At 67.9% G+C, this 20,085-nt stretch carries 15 protein-coding genes and 1 pseudogene; 12 read left to right on the forward strand and 4 right to left on the reverse strand.

The genetic code is table 11. The features are described 5' to 3' along the window. Positions 1-10: 10 nt before the first annotated feature. Complete coding sequence (locus tag ACW5DW_RS08895; protein ID WP_457018479.1) at positions 11-1,312, reverse strand: MFS transporter; 1,302 nt, start codon at positions 1,310-1,312, stop codon at positions 11-13. A gap of 131 nt (positions 1,313-1,443) precedes the next feature. Beyond that, on the reverse strand, positions 1,444-2,502 hold the full coding sequence (locus ACW5DW_RS08900) for a LysR family transcriptional regulator (RefSeq protein ID WP_457018480.1): 1,059 nt from the start codon (positions 2,500-2,502) through the stop codon (positions 1,444-1,446). Here ACW5DW_RS08900 and ACW5DW_RS08905 point away from each other — a divergent pair. Together ACW5DW_RS08905 and ACW5DW_RS08910 are read left to right on the forward strand one after the other, a co-directional pair. Next, positions 2,501-4,936, forward strand: coding sequence for a pyruvate formate lyase family protein (locus ACW5DW_RS08905; protein ID WP_457018481.1), 2,436 nt, complete (start codon positions 2,501-2,503; stop codon positions 4,934-4,936). The two genes, ACW5DW_RS08900 and ACW5DW_RS08905, sit on opposite strands and share 2 nt — an antisense overlap. A 6-nt stretch (positions 4,937-4,942) precedes the next feature. Then, complete coding sequence (locus ACW5DW_RS08910; protein ID WP_457018482.1) at positions 4,943-5,677, forward strand: SDR family NAD(P)-dependent oxidoreductase; 735 nt, start codon at positions 4,943-4,945, stop codon at positions 5,675-5,677. A 195-nt stretch (positions 5,678-5,872) separates the two neighbouring features. On the opposite strand, the pseudogene ACW5DW_RS08915 reads toward ACW5DW_RS08910, so the two are convergent. After that, a pseudogene (locus tag ACW5DW_RS08915) lies at positions 5,873-6,855 on the reverse strand (IS5 family transposase). A gap of 88 nt (positions 6,856-6,943) precedes the next feature. Beyond that, complete coding sequence (locus ACW5DW_RS08920) at positions 6,944-7,420, reverse strand: helix-turn-helix domain-containing protein (protein WP_457018483.1); 477 nt, start codon at positions 7,418-7,420, stop codon at positions 6,944-6,946. A 401-nt stretch (positions 7,421-7,821) separates the two neighbouring features. Between ACW5DW_RS08920 and tssB the strand changes: the two genes are divergently transcribed. The 10 genes from tssB to ACW5DW_RS08970 all read left to right on the forward strand — a co-directional run bounded on the left by tssB (position 7,822) and on the right by ACW5DW_RS08970 (position 19,958). After that, positions 7,822-8,331 carry a type VI secretion system contractile sheath small subunit gene (tssB, locus tag ACW5DW_RS08925; RefSeq protein WP_457018485.1) on the forward strand — a complete coding sequence of 170 codons (510 nt, stop codon included), beginning with the start codon at positions 7,822-7,824 and terminating at the stop codon, positions 8,329-8,331. Positions 8,332-8,336: 5 nt separating this feature from the next. After that, positions 8,337-9,836 (forward strand): type VI secretion system contractile sheath large subunit, encoded by a 1,500-nt coding sequence (gene tssC, locus ACW5DW_RS08930; RefSeq protein ID WP_457018486.1) that lies wholly within the window; start codon positions 8,337-8,339, stop codon positions 9,834-9,836. 97 nt (positions 9,837-9,933) lie between these two features. Beyond that, complete coding sequence (locus tag ACW5DW_RS08935) at positions 9,934-10,434, forward strand: Hcp family type VI secretion system effector (protein WP_457018487.1); 501 nt, start codon at positions 9,934-9,936, stop codon at positions 10,432-10,434. Between the two features lie 9 nt (positions 10,435-10,443). Next, positions 10,444-11,280: a type VI secretion system accessory protein TagJ gene (locus ACW5DW_RS08940; RefSeq protein WP_457018488.1), complete on the forward strand. Its 837-nt coding sequence runs from the start codon at positions 10,444-10,446 to the stop codon at positions 11,278-11,280. An 8-nt stretch (positions 11,281-11,288) separates the two neighbouring features. Next, positions 11,289-11,792, forward strand: coding sequence for a type VI secretion system baseplate subunit TssE (gene tssE, locus ACW5DW_RS08945; protein WP_457018489.1), 504 nt, complete (start codon positions 11,289-11,291; stop codon positions 11,790-11,792). 3 nt (positions 11,793-11,795) lie between these two features. Further along, positions 11,796-13,679 (forward strand): type VI secretion system baseplate subunit TssF, encoded by a 1,884-nt coding sequence (gene tssF, locus ACW5DW_RS08950; protein WP_457018490.1) that lies wholly within the window; start codon positions 11,796-11,798, stop codon positions 13,677-13,679. After that, positions 13,643-14,710, forward strand: coding sequence for a type VI secretion system baseplate subunit TssG (gene tssG / locus ACW5DW_RS08955; protein WP_457018491.1), 1,068 nt, complete (start codon positions 13,643-13,645; stop codon positions 14,708-14,710). Before tssF ends, tssG begins: the two co-directional genes overlap by 37 nt. A gap of 12 nt (positions 14,711-14,722) precedes the next feature. Beyond that, a complete protein-coding gene (gene tssH, locus ACW5DW_RS08960; RefSeq protein WP_457018492.1) occupies positions 14,723-17,467 on the forward strand; it encodes a type VI secretion system ATPase TssH in 2,745 nt (914 codons plus the stop codon). Between the two features lie 101 nt (positions 17,468-17,568). Then, on the forward strand, positions 17,569-18,630 hold the full coding sequence (locus ACW5DW_RS08965) for a hypothetical protein (protein ID WP_457018493.1): 1,062 nt from the start codon (positions 17,569-17,571) through the stop codon (positions 18,628-18,630). Between the two features lie 245 nt (positions 18,631-18,875). After that, entirely contained in the window at positions 18,876-19,958 is a 1,083-nt protein-coding gene (locus ACW5DW_RS08970; RefSeq protein ID WP_457018494.1) for a hypothetical protein, read from the forward strand. The last annotated feature ends 127 nt before the right edge of the window (positions 19,959-20,085 follow it).

Here is a 20,085-nt window from a genome sequence, read left to right on the forward strand (position 1 = left end):
TCCAGATGTCCTAGGCGGCCGAAAGATTCTTTCGCAGGTCGCGACCCGCCAGGAAGAAATGCACAGCCGCCCATGCGGCCAGGCTGAGCACGCACAACATCGCGTAGCGCAGCGAGTGCTCTCCCAGCGCCGGTGCAAGCAGATCGCTGATCGCGCCCACCAGAATCGGGCCAATTCCGTAGCCGACCAGATTGGACAGCACGAACAGCAAGGCGGCCACCGTGGAGCGCATGCGCGGTGCGACCAGGCTCTGGCTTAGCGCCGCGACGGTCGGAAACCAGAACAAGACCGCGGCGGCGAAAACCACAACGCCCGCAAGCGCCGCATTCGGGTTGGTGGTGAGAACGGACCAGGTGCCGATTCCCAGGGTGGCGATCGCGGCGAACCCGATCAGGCGCGTGCGGTTTCGCTCGTCTCGGGCGCCCAGGAAGTCCGACAGGGTGCCGGAGATCAGGTTGGACGCCATCCCCAGCACCGCGATGCCGATGCCGATTATCGGTCCCACCTCGTGGAGTTTGAGATCGTGGCTGCGCACGAGGAAGGAGAAGTGCCAGGACCCCATGCCGGCCACGACCACGTAGCAAAGCGTGGCGCCGATCAACAGATGGCGCAGCGATCGTTGTCGCCAGATGTGGGCAAGCGTTTCCCGCAGCGGCGGCGCTTCGTCCGCGCTCTGCCTGCGGTCGGCGAGGCCCCTGACCGGCTCGTGCGCCGTCAGCAGCAACAGCGCCAGCGCGAACCCGGGGAGCGCCGCGGCCACGAGGGTCATGCGCCACCCGTAGGTGTGCGCGATCTGGGTCGCGAACGTGAGATTGATGAGCGCCGCCAGTTGCGTTCCCGTCGCGAACACGGCCATCGCCGTCGCGCGACGGCGCGGCTCGAAGCTGTCCGCGATCATCGATAGCGCAGTGGGCCCCCCGCCGGCTTCGCCGACCCCGACGCCAATCCTGGCGAGAAGCAGGTGCCACATGTTCTGTGCCGCCGCGCAGGCGAGCGTCATGGCCGACCAGGCGGAAACACAGATGGCGGCGAGATTGCGACGGTTCATGCGGTCCGCAAGCATGCCAAGCGGCAGGCCGGCCGCGCCCATGAAGATGGCGTAGACCAGCCCCATCAATGCGCCAAGCTGGCCATCCGACAGGCCGAACTCCGCACGGATGGGCTCGATCAGGATGCTGAGTACGATCTTGTCAAGGACTAGCAGCAGGTTGAGGAGCGTCAAGAGCGCGAGCAGGTAATAGCGCCGCGCCGCCGACACTTCTGCGATCGCTGCGTTGGAACTGTCGGCAGCTGCAGAGTTCTGACTGGGCATGCTGTGAAGGATTCCTGATGGACGTCGGCGGTGCGACGGGCATCGCCGCCGTTTCGGCAATCAGATAGGAGCAGGGGACGCCAAGTCAATTTCGCGCATCGATTTCGACTATGCGGGCCGCGAATATCCCCTCAAGGGCGGTCCCCGACTGCCTGCCGCGCCGCCTCGGAGATCATCGCCCGCAGCCACCGGTGCCCGGGTTCGTCGTGCACGCGCGGGTGCCATGCCATCGACACCGCAAAGGGCGGGAACTCGAGTGGCGACTCGTGGATGCGCAGCCCCGGCAGTTGGGCATAGCGCGACGCGAGTGCCGCAGGGACCATCGCGATCAGGGGAGACTCGAGCACGACGAACGGGGTCGCCGAGAAGTTGGACACGAGGGCGCCGATATTGCGTTGCAACCCGTGCGCGGCGAGCGTCATCTCCGCCATGTTCTGCGCGGTACGCTCGTCCGGCGAAAGCACGACATGCTTGAGCGAGAGGAACGTCTCGACGTCCAACTCATCGCCGATCGCCTTGTTGTCCGCGCCGCTGATCACGACCAGGCGCTCCTCGAAGAGCTTCCTGAGGTGCCAGTCCGCGGGGAGCGCCTGGAACCACCCGACCAGCAGGTCGAACCGGGTGGCCTCCAGATGGTTCATGTCCAGGCGGCGGCTGTGCACCGACAGCACCTTCAAGGTGGCGCGCGGCGCGGCCTCGGCGAACAGGCGCTGCAGGGGGGGGAGCAGCACAACGGCCGCGTGGTCGGTGCACGCCAGGCGGAACGTGGCATCACTGTCGCCCGGCACGAACTGGTTTGCACGCCCCAGCACCTCGATCTGCGGCACAAGGTGGGTGACGTGCGCCAGCAACCTATGGCCATACTCGGTCAACACGAACCCGTCGCGACCGCGCACGAGCAGGTCGTCGCCGAACGTCTTCCTGAGGCGCGCGAGCATGTGGCTCATCGCAGGTTGGCTCAACCCAATGCGCTGCGCCGCCTTGCTGACACTGCGGTCACGCAGCAGTGCCTCCAGAGCGAACAGGGCCCGCAGCTCAAGCTTCGCGATATTCGAGTTGTGCATACCCAGTATGACCGTGCCGGTGTATCGGCACTTGCGCAGCAAGAAATAGTATAGCTGGCTCATTATCCCCATGCGCAACGGCAGCGAGGCTTCGGACAGCGTGACACCCAGAATACAGCGGCTCATGAGATCATTGGACAACGTGCGCGACTGCCGTTTCGACGTCAGCATCGCGAAGGGCGTCCTGGTGACGGAAGCATTCCGCGCCAGCGAAGGCGAGCCGCAGGTCGTTCGCTGCGGTCGTGCGCTTGCGCGCGTCCTCGACGAGATCCCGATCCACATCGACGCGGATGATCTCCTGCTGGGCAACCTCGCCAGCCGCCCCGCGGCGGTGGAACTCAGCTGCCTGTGGGCCACTTGGCCGGACGAGGAACTGGACGCATTGTGCGCAGGTGGCTTCGCCGTCGCCGATGCCGACCGGCCGCGCATCCGCGAGATGAACGGCTACTGGCGCTCACGCTGCATGACGGCGCGCATGACCTCGCTCTACGACGAGGAGCATCTGTGGCCGTACGCGCAGCTCGGCGTGGTGCTCCCTCCGTTCCGCAGCAAGGAGGAAGGCTGGGGCCCGGGTGGCATGATCGGCTGTGGATGGGGGATCCACCACGAGATCAGCCAGATCATCGGTGTGTTCCAGTTCGAAAAGGTGATCCAGTCCGGCCTGGACGGGCTGATCGGGGAGGCCAGGCGCGAGCTCGCCCAGACACGGATCTTCAGTGCCGAGGCAGTGGCAAAGATCGACCAGCTGCGCGCCATCCTGATCGCCCTCGAGGCGGTGAAGCACTATGCATCCCGGTTCGTGGACTTGGCGGAGCAGACCGCGCAGGCAGAGCGCGACCCCGCGCGGCGCGAGGAGCTGCTCGAGCTCGCGCGCATCTGCCGCCACGTGCCGGCCAACCCGGCGCGCACCTTCCGCGAGGCGTTGCAATCATTGTGGTTCATGATCCTCATGGTGCTGCCGTCCGGCGTGCTGTCGTTCGGCCGCTTTGACCAGTATCTCCATCCGTACTATCAGGCCGACCTCGAAGCCGGGCGCATCACCGAGTCAGAAGCGCTCGAGCTGATCCAGTGGCTGCGCATCAAGGATTCGCAGATCGTGATCACGGCCGGGCGCACGCACCGCTCGAAGTACGGCGGTCTTGCCAAGTGGCACAACTGCGTGATCGGCGGGCAGACGCCCGAGGGGAAGGACGCAACCACTCCACTGTCCCATCTCGTGCTGCGCGCCGCGCGCGAGTGCCCCACCCCCCATCCGACCGTGACGATGCGCGTGCACGCGGCCACGCCGGACGCGTTGCTTGCCGAGGCGCTCGACCTCATCGCGACAGGCATCGGCGTGCCGGCGCTGATCAGCGATGAATCGACGATCCCGTATCTGGTATCGCAGGGCGTGTCGCTCGAGGACGCCCGCAACTACGCCGTCGCCGGCTCGCTCGGCGTCAACGTCCCCGGGCAGTCGCGGACGATCGCTTGGCCGATGTTCACGGCGCCGCGCGTACTCGAGTTCGCCATACACGGCGGCAAGGATCCGCGCACCGGAGCGCAGGTAGGGCCCGAGACCCGGCCGCTCTCCCAGTGCAACTCCTACGAGGAGTTCGTGTCCGGCCTCAAGACGCAGCTCTCGCACTTCATCGCCCTGCAGGGCGAGTTCAACAACGTCACGATGCAGGCCTACGCCGAGAGCTTTCCGCAGACGATCGAGACGGCCCTCACCGAGGGCGGCCTGCAGTCACACAAGAACATCCTCGGGCGGACGTTGCCCTTCGAGAACGGCTCGGCCATCAATCCAATCGGCATGATCAACGTCGTGGATTCGCTGGCGGCCATCAAGAAGCTCGTGTTCGAGGACGGCGGCGTGAGCGCCGCGCAGTTCCACGAAGCACTGGAGAGCGACTGGCAGAACGAAGGTGGCGCGGGGCTGCGCGAGCGCGCGCTGGCCGCCCCGAAGTACGGCAATGACGACGACTACGCCGACGCGATCGCGGCCGACCTCTACGCCTTCTGGGCGGACCAGGTGTCCTCGCTCACGACCGTGTACGGCGGCCGGTTCATCCCGGCGGCGATCACGATCGGAACGGCGAATTGGCCCGGCGGCGCCCTGACCGGCGCGACGCCGGACGGGCGCCGCGCGGGGGAGAACCTGGCGGCCGAGTCGCTCACGCCCATGAGCGGCCGCGAGCGGCATGGCCCGGGCGCGGTGCTCCGCAGCGCCGAGAAGATCGACCAGCAGCGCTGGCAGTCGATGTCGCTTGAGCTGTTCCTGCAGCCCGATGCGTTCTCCACTCCGGAGAAGCGAGATGCAGTCGCGGGCGCCGTGCGCCAGCACTTCGCACGCGGCGGGAAGCACCTCCAGTTCAACGTGATCGATCCGGATACGCTGTCCGCGGCGCGCGCCACGCCCGCAGAGTACCGCGACCTGATCGTCCGCATCGGCGGTTGCAGCGCCTATTTCACGCAGTTGCCCGAACCCGTGCAGCTGGAGCTGATCGAACGGGCCGCGCTTGCAGGCACGTTCGACAGGACGCAAGCGGTGCCGGAACGCGGCGTCGGCCACGGCTGAGCACAAGTGCAGACATCCGGCAGCGCCACTCTGGCCGACAAAGTGGCCGTCGTGACCGGCGGTGCGAAGGGCATCGGTGAGGCTATCGTGCGCGAGCTCGCCCGAGAGGGCGCGCGCGTGGTGATCGTCGATGTCGACATCAAGTGTGCCGCCCGGCTCGCCAGCGAGGTGGATGGTGTCGCCCATGCGGCTGACGCCACCGATCCGCAAGCGCTCGCCAGCGTGTTCAGGCGGATCGACGCACAAGAGCCCGGCGTCGACATCCTGGTCAACAACGTGGGCGGCGGGGCGCGGCGCACGCTGGAACAGATGACCCTCGCGGACTGGCAAGACACGCTGACCCTGAACCTCACCTCGGCCTACGTCGCGACCCGCGGCGTGCTCGACGCCATGCGCCGCCGCGGCGGAGGCTCCATCGTCAACGTCGCCTCCATCGCGGCGCATTCGATCTCGCCGCTCGGGGGCGCAGCGTACGCGGCCAGCAAGGCCGGGCTTCTATCGTTGACGCGCCAGACCGCCCACGAATGGGCGAAGTACCGGATCCGCGCCAATGCGGTGTGTCCCGGACCGACGCGGACGGAGCTGACCCGGACCTCCCGGCGCCAGGACGCCGACTTTCCCCTGGGCACCTGGGTCCAGCCCGGCGACATCGCAAGCGCCGTGCGCTTCCTCGCCTCGTTCGAGGCTGCGATGTGCACCGGCGCGGTACTCGACGTCGACGGCGGCGTGGGTGTGGCGTAGGCCCGCCACCCCGGGCCAAGGTCGCTCGCCCCCGCCGGCGCGCACGCACCAGCCGCCGCGAAATGCGCACTTGACCGGCCGCGACGCGGGGAGTGAACTGGCTGTGTCCATCCCGGGCGCCGGCCGGCGGAAGCGATCGTGGACCGCGGCTGCGACACGAGCAGCGGGAATCGAAGTAGTGGCGCGACGCGCGGCTCAGCGCTGGGGGCGGGGTATGAAGACACCAGCTGAGGCGTATGCGTTGGCGGCCTGACCTGACAGCGCGAACAGCGGCAACATCTGTGACGTGTTTTTCGCCAATCCGCGGTAGCGCACTTTGACGAGGCGGAACTGACACTTCACCACCCGGAACGGTGCTCCACCTTCGAGCGGATGCTGGCCTTGTGCCGCTCCCAACGCTTTGCATAGTGACGCTCGCGTTTGCTCTTGATCGTCCGCAGTTTCGATGGCTTCGCAGCGATCAGAAAACCCGCCTTCACCGCCTGCAGTTCCTCACGCTTGTCCGCTCCGGTATAGCCGTTGTCGCCAATACACCCTCTCTTCCTCGCCGTGCAGCAGCTTGTGTACCTGGGTCACGTCGGCCACGTTCGCTGCCGTGCATTCCCCGTGGTGCACCAGGCCGGACTCCTCATCCACGCCGATGTGCGACTTCATCCCGAAGTGCTACTGGTTGGACTTCTTCGTCTGGTGCATCTCCGGATCACGCTGGCCGTCGGCGTTCTTCGTCGAGCTCGGCGCCGCAATGATCGTCGCGTCCACGATCGTGCCCGCACGCAGGCTCTGACCCTTGCGCGAGAGATGCGCGTTGACCCGTTCGAAGATCTTCGCGGCCAAGCCATGCGTCTCCAGCAACCGGCGAAAGTTGAGGATCGTCGTCTCGTCGGGAATCGCATCCAGGCCGCTCAGCTGCGCGAAGCGCCGCAGCGTCGGGATCTCGGACAACGCCTCTTCCATGCCCGGATCGCTCAGGGCGTACCACTGCTGCAGGAAGTGGACGCGCAGCATCGTCGCCAGCGGATACGGCTGCCGGCGAGGGCGGCCCATCTTCGGATAGTGCGGTTCGATCAGCGCTAGCAGCGCCTTCCACGGGACGACCTGGTCCACCTCCGCCAGAAAGATCTCCGGCGCGTCCGCTTGCGCTTGCGCAGGCCTTCGGCATCACCGAACGTCAGCTGCATTGATCGTCATCCGCATCAGGTCGCGCTATTGTCGCGCGGAACAGGTGAGTTGTTCAGACCTTCCCTAGAGCGGGCCATCGGCCGCCAGTCAGGTCCCGGTGCGGCGGCGCGACGGTGTCTGGCCCCGTGCACGCACCTGCGCGCGGCAGGCGTTGCGCCAGCGCGCCGGCGACATGCCGAAACGGCCCTGGAAGGCGCGCTGGAACTGGCGCTCCGATTCGAACCCCAGGTCGTACAGCAGGAACGTGATCGTGCAGTCCGGCTCCTCGCGCAGGCGCCTGTGCGCGAGCAGCAGCCGCCGTTCCCGGATGTAGCGCGCGACGCCGCCAAGCGGGCGGAACATGCGGTACAGCGTGGGCCGCGAGACGAAGAATCGGCGCTGCAGGGCATCGCCGCCCAGCGCCGGGTCGCACAGTTCCTCCTCGATGCAGCGCAGGATCCGCGGCAGTCGCGGATGCGCCGCTGGCCCCGGCGGTGCGGCGGGCCGGGCAAGGCCAGGCGGCATGGCTGCAGCCGGCAAGGGCTGGCCGGTACCCCCGCTGGCGGCGTCGTTGGGGCGGTCCATGTGCATTGCGCAAGGTCTCCAGGGCGGGCGGTCGTGTGCCCGTTACCTGTCCATTGCGCAAAAGGGCGGCAAAACCCTTCACCGGCATCCGGCCGGCCCGCACGGCGCGCGCCTGAGACGAAATGTCGGGTTTGCCCGAAGGCGCGTTCCTAAAGTCGATGCGCTGGCCGGGCCTGCATCAGGCCGGCCGTACGCGGGGCAGGGAGCCGGCACACACCGACGCGACACGAATCGGATGGGGCGGATCGTTGCCAAGCGGGGCCCGTCGGCCGGTTGCCACCAGGGTGGCGACGGCGACGGACAGATGCGTATCCCGGGCCTGCCGCAAGGCGGCCTGCCGTGCCGGTGACAGGCGCGGCCGGGCGGGGCCTGCACCAACATCGCCGACGGAGGCCACAGCCATGGCAAACAGCCAGAAGTTCATCGCGCGGAACCGGGCACCGCGCGTCCAGATCGAGTACGACGTCGAGGTCTACGGCGCGCAGAAGAAGGTGCAGATCCCGTTCGTGATGGGCGTGCTGTCGGATCTGTCCGGCGCCAATGCCGCGGACCTGCCGCCAGTGGAGGAGCGCAAGGCGCTGGAGATCGACGTCGACAACTTCGACAGCCGCCTGCAGTCGATGAAGCCGCGGGTCGTGGCCAAGGTGCCCAACACGCTGACCGGCGAGGGCGAGATTGCGGTCGACATGACCTTCGAGAGCATGGACGACTTTTCGCCGGCCGCAGTCGCGCGCAAGGTCGAGCCGCTGGCCAAGCTGCTCGAGGCGCGCACCCAGCTGGCCAACCTCGACACCTACATGGACGGCAAGGCCGGCGCCGAGAACCTGATCGCGCAGGCGATCCGCGATCCGGCGCTGCTGCAGGCGCTGACGTCCGCAGCCAAGCCCGCCGACGGCGACAACGGGGAGTAATCGACATGGCCACCGAACAGCTTGCCGAAACCGGCGCAACCGCCGAAGCCAAGAGCCTCGATGCGGGCGACTTCGCCTCGCTGCTGAGCAAGGAATTCAAGCCCAAGAGCGAGCGCGCCAAGGAAGAAGTCGAAACCGCCGTGCGCACGCTCGCCGAGCAGGTGCTCGGCCGCGGCGACGTGGTGTCCGACGACGTCTCGCAGACGATCAAGGCCTACATCGCCGAGATCGACCGCAAGCTCAGCGAACAGCTCAACCTGGTGATGCACAGCGCCGAGTTCCAGCAGCTGGAGAGCGCCTGGCGCGGCCTGCACTACCTGGTCAACAACACCGAGACCGACACCCAGCTCAAGCTGCGCGTGCTGAACATCTCCAAGAAGGACCTGGGCAAGGTGCTCAAGCGCTACAAGGGCACCGCCTGGGACCAGAGCCCGGTGTTCAAGAAGATCTACGAGGAAGAGTACGGCCAGCTCGGCGGCGAGCCCTATGGCTGCCTGGTGGGCGACTACCAGTTCGACCACAGTCCGCCGGACGTGGAGCTGCTGCGCGGTATCGCGCAGGTCTCGGCGGCCTCGCACGCACCGTTCATCTCCGCCGCCGCGCCGACCCTGATGGGCATGGAGGGCTGGAACGAGCTGTCCAACCCGCGTGACCTGGCCAAGATCTTCACCACGCCCGATTACGCCGCTTGGCGTTCGCTGCGCGAATCGGACGATTCGCGCTACCTCGCGCTGGCGATGCCGCGCACGCTGGCGCGCCTGCCGTATGGCGCCAAGACCGACCCGGTCGAGGAGTTCGACTTCGAGGAGGACACCGCTGGCGCCGATTCGAGCAAGTACACCTGGCAGAACGCCGCGTACGCGATGGCGGTCAACGTCAATCGCTCGTTCAAGGAATACGGCTGGTGCTCGCGGATCCGTGGCGTGGAGTCGGGCGGCGCGGTGCAGAACCTGCCCACGCACACCTTCCCGACCGACGACGGCGGCGTGGACATGAAGTGCCCGACCGAGATCGCGATCACCGACCGCCGTTCGGCCGAGCTCGACCGGATGGGGCTGATGCCGCTGGTCCACCGCAAGAACTCGGACATGGCGGCCTTCATCAGCGCGCAGTCGCTGAACCGGCCCGAGGAGTTCGACGACCCCGACGCCACCGCCAACGCGGCGCTGGCGGCGCGGCTGCCGTACATGTTCGCCTGCTGCCGGTTCGCGCACTACCTCAAGTGCATCGTGCGCGACAAGATCGGTTCGTTCAGCAGTCGCGACCAGATCCAGAGCTGGCTGCAGAACTGGATCCTCAACTACGTCGACGGCGACCCGGCCAACTCCAGCGAGGAGGCCAAGGCGCGCAAGCCGCTTGCGGCGGCCGAGGTGGTGGTCGAGGAAGTCGAGGGCGCGCCGGGCTACTACAGCTCGAAGTTCTACCTCAAGCCGCACTACCAGCTGGAGGGCTTGACCGTCTCCCTGCGGCTGGTCTCGCGCCTGCCGTCCGAAGCCGCGGCCTGACAGACCGCGCACGCCGTCCCGCGCGCGGCGCCGATGCGCCGCGCGCACCACACCACGATGCGGGCGACGCCCGCGACACACAGAAGGGAGCATCGCCATGGCGTTCGACATGCACATCAAGTTCGGCAAGGGCAAGGTTTCGATCGAGGGCGCGTCCGACCACGGCAAGCACAAGGGCGAGGTACCGATCCTGGCCTGGTCCTGGGGCCTGTCCAATACCGCCGACCTGCATTCGGCCAGCACCGGCGCGGGCGGCAAGGCGCACGTGCAGGACATCTCGTTGACCAAGTTCGTCGACTCGTCCTCGCACGCGCTGCTGCAGGCAGCGTCGACCGGCGCGCGGATCGAGGAAGCCTGGCTGTACGTCACCAACGCCACCGGCGAGCAGACCGACTACGTCGAGCTGCACCTGAGCAACGGCGTCATGGTGACCTCGGTCTCGACCGGTGGCTCCGGCGGCGAGGATCGCCTCACCGAGAACGTCACCCTGCACTTCGGCAAGTTCAAGTACGGGTTCCAGCCGCAGAAGCCGGATGGTTCGAAGGACGGCGCGGCCAAGGAATTCACCTACGACATCCAGGCCACGGCCGCGGCCTGACCGATCGCGATGTCCACCACCGTGCAGACCAGCTTCCGCGCGCAGCCCTCGCCGGCCGAGGCGCTGCTGCGCGAGGGACGCCCGGACGAGGCGCTGCAGGCCCTGACCGCGCAGGTGCGCGCGGCGCCGGCGGATGCGGCGGCGCGCGTGTTCCTGTTCCAGCTGCTCGCGGTCTGCGGGCAGTGGGCGCGGGCGCGCACGCAGCTCGAGGCGGCGGTGCGGCTGGATGCGGCCAACGCGATGCCGGGCGCCGCATGGGCGGCGCTGCTGGACGCGGAGGACGTGCGCCTGGCGGTGTTCGCCGGCGAGCGGCTGCCGGTGGTGATCGGCGAACCGGCGCCCTGGCTGCCGCCGCTACTCGAGGCGGTGCGCCAGGATGCGCGTGGTGCGCATGCGGCGGCCGCTGAACTGCGCGTGCAAGCCTTCGATGCGGCGCCAGCAACGCCGGGCCGCATCGACGGCGTTGCGTTCGCGTGGATCGCCGATGCCGACACCCGCTTCGGGCCGTGCCTGGAGCTGGTGCTGCAGGGCGGCTATGGCTGGGCGCCGTTCGAGCGCATCGCCGCGCTGCAGTTCGAGCCGCCGGCCAGCCTGTCCGACACGCTGTGGGCGCCGGTGCTGGTGACCTGGCGCAACGGCGGCGAAGCGCACGGCTACGTGCCGGTGCGCTATCCGCACAGCGAGAGCCACAGCGACGTGGCGCTGCGCCTGGGCCGCGCCAGCGACTGGTCGAAGCTGGGCGAGGACACCTGGATCGGGCACGGCCAGCGGATGCTGGCGAGCGAGGGCGGGGAACACCCGCTGCTCGAGTTGCGCTCGATCGAGTTCGACTGCGACGACGGCTGACGACGGCGATGGCCGAGCTCACCGCCCAGGAGCGGCTGCAGCCCTCGCTGCTCGACCGCCTCACCGACGATGAGCCGGCGCGCCGAGAGGAGGGTCGCGACGCGCGCGTGATCAGCGCGCAGCGCCTGCGCGAATGCGTGATCCGCGACCTGTCGTGGCTGCTCAACTGCACCCACGCCGAAGCGACACGGCCGCTCGACGATGCGCCGCACGTCGCGACATCGGTGCTGAACTACGGGATTCCCGACCTCGCCGGCGTCGCCGCCAGCGGCCTGGACCTGGCGCGCGTCGAGCGTCGCCTGCGCGAGACGATCCTGGCCTTCGAACCACGGCTGATCGCCGACACGCTGCAGGTCCGCGTGCACCGCGACGCGGTGCGCATGGACCGGCGCTCGCTGGTGTTCGAGATCGAGTCTGAGATGTGGGCGCAGCCGCTGCCGCTCAACCTGTACCTGAAGACCGAGGTCGACCTGGAAACCGGGCGCATGGACCTGGCCGAGGCCTGGGGCTGAGCCATGGACCCGCGCCTGATCCCGCACTACAACCGCGAGCTGCAGTTCGTGCGCGAGATGGGCGCCGAGTTCTCGCGTGAGTACCCGAAGATCGCCGGCCGCCTCGGCCTGGACGGCTTCGAGTGCGCCGATCCCTACGTCGAGCGCCTGCTCGAGGGCTTCGCCTTCCTCACCGCGCGCGTGCAGCTCAAGCTCGATGCGCAATACCCGGTGTTCACCCAGCACCTGCTGGAGATGCTCTACCCGCACTACCTGCGGCCGGTCCCGTCGATGGCGGTGGTGCAGTTCCACCCGGACCCGGCGGCGGCCGAGCTGGCGGGTGGGCACCCGGTGCCGCGGCAGACGCCGCTGCGCGGCCTCCCCGGCGTCGACGAGCGCACCGCCTGCGAGTTCCGCACCGCGCACGCGCTGACGCTGTGGCCGCTGGAACTGGCCGATGCGAGCTACCTCGACACGCCCGCGGCGCTGGCCGCCGCCGGGGTCGAACCGCCGCCCGGAGGGCGGGTGCGCGCCGGCCTGCGGCTGGCGTTCCGCACCACCGGCGGCATCGACGCCGGCACGCTTGCGCTCGACGCGCTGCCGGTGTTCCTGGCCGGTGCCGACGAGCTGCCCAAGCGGCTTTACGAGCAGTTGCTGTCGGAGGCCGAAGGCTTCCTGGTACGCGGTGAGGGCGCGCATGGGCAGGTGTCCGTGTTCCGCCGTGGCGATGCGATCCGCGCGCGCGGCTTCGACGACGAGGATGCGCTGCTGCCGGTCGATGGCCGCTCGTTCAGCGGCTATCGGCTGCTGCAGGAATACTTCGCCTGTCCGGAGCGGTTCCTGTTCGCCGAGTTCACCGGCCTGCGCGAGGCGCTGCAGCGCCTGCGCGGCCAGTCGTTCGAGATCGTGGTGCTGCTGCGGCGCAGCCTCGGCGCCGCGGCGCGCGGCGTTGGCGCCGGCAACTTCCGCCTGTTCTGCACCCCGGCGATCAATCTGTTCCCGCGCGCGGGCGACCGCATCCACCTGCGCCAGGAGCAGGTGGAATACCACGTGGTGCCCGATCGCGTGCGGCCGATGGACTTCGAGGTGGTTGGCCTGGAGCGCGTGGAAGGCTTCGGCGACCGCCAGGAACCGGAGCTGCGCTTCCAGCCCTTCTACGGCGGCGACGCGCGCACCTGGCACGAGCGCCACGGCGCCTACTACACCCTGCGCCGCGAGCCGCGCCTGCTCTCGGGCCGCCAGCGCCGGCGCGGCGCGCGCTCGAGCTACGTCGGCAGCGAGGTGTTCATCGCCCTGGTCGACGCAGGCGAGCGGCCGCTGGCCACGCCGCTGCGGCAGCTGGGCATGCGCCTGTCGTGCAGCAACCGCGACCTGCCGCTGCACATGCCGGTGGGCAAGTCGAAGACCGACTTCCATGTCGATGCCGGCCTGCCGGTGCAGCAGGTCCGCTGCGTGGCCGGCCCGACGCGCCCGCGGCCGGCGGTCGCCGGCGGCGAAACCGCGTGGCGGCTGCTGAGCCACCTGCAGTTCGACTACCTGTCGCTGTTCGAAGGCGATCCTGCCCAGGGCGCCGCTGCGCTGCGCGAAATGCTGTCGCTGTACTGCGACCACAACGACGCTGCCGCGCTGCGCCAGATCGAGGGTGTCAAATCGGTGTCCTCGGCGCAGATCGTGCGCCGCCTGCCGGTGCCGGGGCCGATCACCTTCGGTCGCGGCCTGGAGATCGCGCTGACCTGCGACGACAGCGCCTTCGAGGGGACCGGCGCCTACCTGATCGGCGCGGTGCTGCAGCACTTCTTCGCGCGCTACGCCTCGGTGAACGCATTCACCGAGACCGTGCTGCGCACCCTGGAACGCAACGAGGTGGCGCGATGGCCGGCGCGGCTGGGCACGCGACAGGTCGCCTGACGCCGGTCGCGCTGGCGACGCCCGCGCCGGCCGCGGACGATGCCGCGCTGCGCGCGCGCCCGCACGGCTTCGAGCTGTTCGCCGCGCTGCGCCTGCTCGAGCGCGTGCATCGCGAGCGCCCGCGGCTGGGCCGGTCCACGAAACCTTCCGAGGATGCGGTGCGCCTGCGGCAGCCGCCTTCGCTGGCGTTCGCGCCCGGCGATATCGCCGCCTATGCACCCGCCAGCGGCGCGGGTCCGGCCACGCTCGACACGCACGTGCTCGGACTGTTCGGCCCCAACGGGCCGCTGCCGCTGCACCTGACCGAGTACGCGATCGAGCGCGCGCAGAACGCACGCGACCACACCCTGCGCGCCTTCGCCGACGTGTTCCACCATCGCATTCTGGCGCTGTTCTACCGCGCCTGGGCCGATGCGCAGCCGGTGGTGCAGGGCGACCGTCCGGAAGAGGACCGCTTTCGCTTCCATGTCGGCGCGCTGATCGGCATGGGGCCGTGCACCGGCGACGCGGTGGTGTCCACCGGCGCGCGCCATTACGCCGGGCGGATGCTCTCGCACGCGCGCAACGCCGAAGGGCTGCGCTGCCTGCTGCGGCGGGCGTTCGCGGTGGCGGTCGACGTGCAGGAATTCGTTGGCGAATGGATGCCGCTGCCGGACGAGGCCTGGCTGCGGCTGGGCGGCGCGCCGGCGGTGTCCACCCTGGGCGCGACCGCCGTCCTGGGCGCACACGTGCGCGGCGCGCAGCATCGCTTCCGCCTGCGGCTCGGGCCGCTGGACGGCGCCGCCTTCCGCGCCTTCCTGCCCGGTGGTCGCACGCTGGACGAACTCGCGGCGCTGGTGCGCGCCTACATCGGCGACGAACAGGCCTGGGACGTACAGCTGGTGCTGCGCGCCGGCGACGTGCCGACCTCGCGGCTGGGGCAGGCCGGCCGGCTCGGCCTCGACACCTGGCTCGGCCGCCGCAGCTGGGACCTGGACGACGCCCGCGACGTCGTCGTGCGGCCCGCCGCGCGCGCAAAGACACGACACTGAGGAGATACAGCCATGGCGGAAATCACCCGCAACGCCCTGTTCGGCAAGCTCAACCCCACCACCTACCGCGCGATCGAAAGCGCCACGGTGTTCTGCAAGCTGCGCGGCAATCCCTACGTGGAGCTGGTGCACTGGCTGCACCAGTTGCTGCAGCTGGAAGACTCCGACCTGCACCGCATCGTGCGCCATTTCGCGCTCGATCCCTCGAAGCTCGCGCGCGACGTCACCGCCGCGCTGGACCGCCTGCCGCGCGGCGCGACTGCGATCTCCGATCTGTCCTCGGCCATCGAGGAGGCGGTCGAGCGCGCCTGGGTGTTCGCGACCCTCATGTTCGGCGAGGCCCAGGTGCGCAGCGGCTATCTGGTGGTCGGCGCACTGCGCACCTCGCAGCTGCGCAACGCGCTGCAGGCGATCTCGCCTGAGTTCGCCAAGCTCAAGCCCGAAGCGCTGACCGACGGTTTCGACGCGATCGTCGGCGACTCGCCCGAGAACGGCATGCGCGCCAGCGACGGCTTCGACCTCGGCGGCGCCGCGCCGGGCGAGGCCAGCGGCGCGATCGCGCCGGCGGCGATGGGCAAGCAGGAGGCGCTGAAGAAGTTCACCACCGACCTCACCGCGCAGGCGCGCGAAGGCACGCTCGACCCGATCATCGGCCGCGACGACGAGATCCGCCAGGTGGTCGACATCCTGATGCGCCGGCGCCAGAACAACCCGATCCTGGTCGGCGAGGCCGGGGTGGGCAAGACCGCGGTGGTCGAAGGCTTCGCCCAGCGCATCGTGCGCGGCGACGTGCCGCCGGCGCTGCGCGATGTCGAACTGCGCGCGCTCGATGTCGGCCTGCTGCAGGCCGGCGCCAGCATGAAGGGCGAGTTCGAGCAGCGCCTGCGCGCGGTGATCGACGAAGTCCAGGCCAGCCCCACGCCGATCATCCTGTTCGTCGACGAGACCCACACCCTGGTCGGCGCCGGCGGCGCGGCCGGCACCGGCGATGCCGCCAACCTGCTCAAGCCCGCGCTCGCGCGCGGCGTGCTGCGCACCATCGGCGCCACCACCTGGGCCGAGTACAAGAAGCACATCGAGAAGGACCCCGCGCTGACCCGCCGGTTCCAGACCGTGCAGGTGGAAGAGCCCGACGAGATCAAGGGCGTGCTGATGATGCGCGGCGTGGCCAGCACCATGGAGAGGCACCACAAGGTGCAGATCCTGGACGAGGCGCTGGAGGCCGCGGTCAAGCTCAGCCACCGCTACATCCCCGCGCGCCAGCTGCCCGACAAGTCGGTGAGCCTGCTCGACACCGCCTGCGCGCGCGTGGCGGTCAGCCTGCACGCCACCCCGGCCGAGGTCGACGACAGCCGCCGCCGGATCGAATCGCTGGAAATCGAACTGGCGATCATCGCCCGCGAACAGGCGATCGGCATTCCCGTGGTCGAGCGCGAGGCAGAGTGCCGCGCCGCACTGGTATCCGAGTGCGCGCGCCGCGACGGCCTGGAGCAGCGCTGGGAATCGGAGCGAACCCTGGTCGACGAACTGCTGCTGCTGCGCGGCAAGCTGCGCGAAGGCCTGGCGCCGGTGGAAGGCACCGGCAGCCCGCTGGAGGCCGCGGCCGAAGCCGAAGCCGACGCGGTGGCTGACGCGGCCGACGTGCCCGCCGCCGTGGAAGGCGACGACCGCGACGCGCTGCTGGCGCGGCTGCGCATCGTGCAGGCGGAGCTGGCCGAACTGCAGGGCGAATCGCCGCTGATCCTGCCCACCGTCGACTACCAGGCGGTCGCCTCGGTGGTCGCCGACTGGACCGGCATTCCGGTCGGGCGCATGGCGCGCAACGAGATCGAGACCGTGCTGCGCCTGCCCGAACTGCTCGGCCTTCGCGTGATCGGCCAGGACCACGCCATGGAGATGATCGCCAGGCGCATCCAGACCAGTCGCGCCGGCATCGACAACCCCTCCAAACCGATCGGCGTGTTCATGCTCGCCGGCACCTCGGGCGTGGGCAAGACCGAAACCGCACTGGCCCTGGCCGAGGCCCTGTACGGCGGCGAGCAGAACCTGATCACCATCAACATGAGCGAGTACCAGGAAGCGCATACCGTCTCCTCGCTCAAGGGCGCGCCGCCCGGCTACGTCGGCTACGGCGAAGGCGGCGTGCTGACCGAAGCCGTGCGCCGCCGGCCGTACTCCGTCGTGCTGCTGGACGAGGTCGAAAAGGCCCACAGCGACGTGCACGAACTGTTTTTCCAGGTCTTCGACAAGGGCTGGATGGAGGACGGCGAGGGCCGCAAGATCGACTTCCGCAACACCCTGATCCTGCTGACCACCAACGCGGGCACCGACCTGATCGGCAGCCTTTGCGCCGACCCCGAACTCATGCCCGAACCCGAGGGGATGGCCAAGGCCCTGCGCGATCCGCTGCTGAAGATCTTCCCCCCGGCGCTGCTGGGACGGCTCGTCACCATTCCCTACTACCCGCTCAGCGACGAGATGCTCGGCCAGATCGTGCGCCTGCAGCTCAACCGCATCAAGAAGCGCGTCGAGGCGCGCTACCGCATCCCCTTCGACTACGACGACGAGGTGGTGAAGCTGGTGGTCTCGCGCTGCACCGAGAGCGAATCGGGCGGCCGCATGATCGACGCGATCCTGACCAACACAATGCTTCCGGACGTCTCGCGCGAATTCCTCAACCGCATGATCGGGGCCATGGCGGTGACCGGTGTGCAGGTGGGCGTGAAGGATGGCGGGTTCTCGTACGCGTTTGGCTGAGGTGTGCGAGAAGTAAACCTGACCCCGCTAGTTTTTGAACTCGGGTGAGATGCCGCGGACGTTGCTGCACCTGCGGCTATTTTTGGTGAGGAGATTCAGGAATGTTGAAGCTTCGCATAGGAAATGTGGCTGCCACAGAGAAGGTGTACCAGACGGCCGACGAGGCCTACAAGGATATTGGCGACGGCCTGGCGGCCTCCACGAATATTGTCAATGCAGCAACGTCCGTCATGGCCGTAAAGTGGCATGCTAAATGGATCAAACACAGTGAAATCATTCGCCAGGTGCTGCAGGATTGGGTGGCATCGAGCGACTATTTTCTTATCCGGCTCTTATCGGGTCAGGCGTGCGAATCAAAGACGTACACCAGTTATCTTGGCGTCGCCAAGGCGGTGGTGGGCGAGGCGAAGTCGAGGCCCAACCTCCTCAAGGAGCGTGACCTCGCGCTTGACGCCAAATCCAATGGTTCCATTGACCGCGACCTGTGCGGATTGATCAAGAAGATCCACCAGAAAGTCGCCAATCCCGTCGGCTGGCGGTCGCCGTGCCCGAATCTGGCCTGGCATCGGGGCGCTTACTGGTCCATCGGATACAAGAGCTACAACTTTGAAACCCTGCTCGCCAATCCTACTGCGGATGGCAACGTCACCCTGAAGGTGGCCGTTCTGCACGACATCATGGACGTGCTCAAGGATCACGGGCCCTTGGCTGCCACCGTGGTCCCGGGGGGCAAGGACATGTGCAGCATCCTGGTGCCAAATCATGTCGGCGGACACACATATTACAACGTTCAGCAAAACAATCTCGGCCCCACGCTCGGCTTCCGGCGTGGCGACGACGGCACGCTGCTCGAAGAAAGTGGTGTCATTTCGTCCGCCCGAAAGAAGAAAATGCCGCTGTCCTGCGGTCCGTCCTACACAACGGGAAGGTTGATGCAGATGTCTTCTTGGGCAGGCGGTACAGTTGACGAAACAACGGCGATGGCGTGGGGTATCTTTGCCTTCTGGAACCAGGACTATTTCACCAGTTTTTCAGGCGTTCACCGATTTCACGAGGTCATGGACATGGCCAAGAACTACAGGGTCGCCTACAAGCCATTTTCCTACCCAGATGCCTCGCCGACGGATGAGGCGATGGACGTGGGCTGGCTGTTTGACCAGTGACGGTGCCGGAGTGCGATTGTTGGTAACGGGGTGGTAACGGGGTCAGGTTTACTTAAGGGGCGGGTCGGGAGTGCGCAGCTGGATGTTGGAAGTGCCCGGGCCCGGCGCTGCGTTTCCAGGTGGCCGTTTCGGACTGCGCCCCAGGTTTTGACTACGTATTCGACCTTGCCGAGCGCTGGGCGGCACGCCTCAGACGCGTGGGTCCAGCAGTCGATGAGCCAGCGCTTCCTATACGAGATCCACGAATGATCAGCTACTACCAGCTTGGCGGGAACAAGAAGCTCAACGAGATCGTGTTCGCTGGGAGTCACGACGCGGCGATCACGCAGGGCGGCGGGAATGCGAAGACGCAGGACCTGGACATCCATGGCCAGGCCAGCGCGGGCGTGCGGCTGTTCGACATCCGGATTACGGGCTCCATCCTCAAGAAGGGTGAGTCCGACAAGGTGCTCGCGCTGCGGGCCTACCATGGCACCGGCAGCAAGAAGGTGCAGACGGGGCTCGATCTCCGCACCGGCAACCGCACCGACCTGAGCGTCAAATCCATGAGCGGCGGCACTTATGGGCTCACGCTGAGCAAGATCCTGACGGATGCCGCCAAGTTCGTGAAGGAGAACGACACCGAGTTCCTGATCCTCAAGTTCGACAAGTGCGACAACTGGGGAGCGATCGCCGAGGCCTGCGTCGATCTTCTGGGAGACACGATCTTCCGCACGCGGGGCAATGTGAACCTCAGGACCTTGCGCGAACTGCGCGGCAAGGTCGTTGTGCTGTTCTCGAAGGCAGGGCAGGCGGCGACAGGTCTGGACAACCCCGTGAGGCACGGGATCCTGGTCTTCCAGAACCTCAAGGGCGGCGGTGGGTTCGACCAGGACTTCGATGGACTGCAGTACTTCGGCAAGGGGGGAACCAGCATCCTGAAGCCGTTCTCCAAGATCTCGCAGAACGTGAAAAAGCAGAGCAGCCTGATGCGCAAGGGCATCGGCTGCGGCCCCGAGGTCATGGGGATGATGTACTGGACCACGACCGGCGTGTTCGAGAGCATCCGCCAGCGCAACGACACGATGTGGACCAAGGTCAAGCGGGAATCGCTGAAGAAGATGTGGACGAACGGACTCTACGAGTCGATCCAGGAGCGGATGAGCTCCGCGATGAACGGCCGGGTCCATTCGAACGGTCCCGTGCTGAAGGCCTTCATGCCCAACATCGTGATGATCGACTTCGCCGACGAAGGAAAGTGCAAGACGATCTACGAACTGAATGTCGTGGCATCAGTCGACCTGACGGACGTCGCGACCGTGCTCGAACCTTTCCTGTTGACGGCCTGATCCGCGCGCGCGCCGGTTGCGGACGGCGGCAGACTCCGGACTTTTGGTCCGGGCCCGCGGCGACCGCCGCTGCGGGCGCGCCCGCATGTTGATGGGCGCAGTTCCGCGAGCACAAGCAGAGCGGTGA

This window comes from Luteimonas sp. A482 (genome assembly GCF_054072655.1).